Source organism: Prochlorococcus marinus (genome assembly GCF_001180245.1).
Lineage (GTDB): Bacteria > Cyanobacteriota > Cyanobacteriia > PCC-6307 > Cyanobiaceae > Prochlorococcus_A > Prochlorococcus_A marinus_F.
The window spans coordinates 1-598 of record NZ_CVSV01000063.1 but is presented as its reverse complement, the minus strand read 5'-3'; the positions used below and the strand labels follow the sequence as shown (position 1 = coordinate 598).

The window sequence follows — 598 nt, the reverse complement described above, 5'->3', positions numbered from 1 at the left end:
TTAAAGCTTTTTCAAAAGTTAGAATTTCTTTTATTTTAAAATTTTTTGAAAAATGAAATTGATCCAAAAAACAATTAATCTTTTCTTGAATTGATAAATTTTCATAATTAACAGAAATTTTTATATTTTCGTTCCATATCTCACCATCATCATTTAAGGGAATAATTAAAATTATATTTTCAGAAAAAATATGTTTAAAAATTAAACATACATAGTCCAGAAATTTGTTTATGTTGGAAAATGTTTTTAAATAATATGCTAGGGAAGATGCAATTTCAGCAAATTTATATTCGTTTTTTAAAGTTACTTTAGAATCGTTTTCTAAAAAATTTTGAATAAATTTATTCGAAAATATTTTGTCTTTTTGATTATTTGTCAAAACAAATTTATTAGATAAATATGTTTTAACATTAAATTTAAGCTTTTAAAAAAAATTAATTAAATATTTATTTATCTGCAAGCATAGCCTCTACAAATTCATAACTATTAAATGGTCTCAAATCTTTTATACCTTCTCCAGCTCCAATAAACCTAATAGGCAAATTTACTTCTTCAGATACGGCTAAAGATACGCCTCCTCTAGAAGTGCCATCTAATT

General features: G+C 22.1%; 2 pseudogenes. Both read right to left on the bottom strand.

Features of this window, described 5'->3' with window-relative positions:
- Positions 1 to 379, bottom strand: a pseudogene (locus AMO19_RS02595) (serine/threonine protein phosphatase); the annotation flags it as partial.
- A gap of 67 nt (positions 380 to 446) precedes the next feature.
- Positions 447 to 598, bottom strand: a pseudogene (locus AMO19_RS02590) (signal recognition particle-docking protein FtsY); the annotation flags it as partial.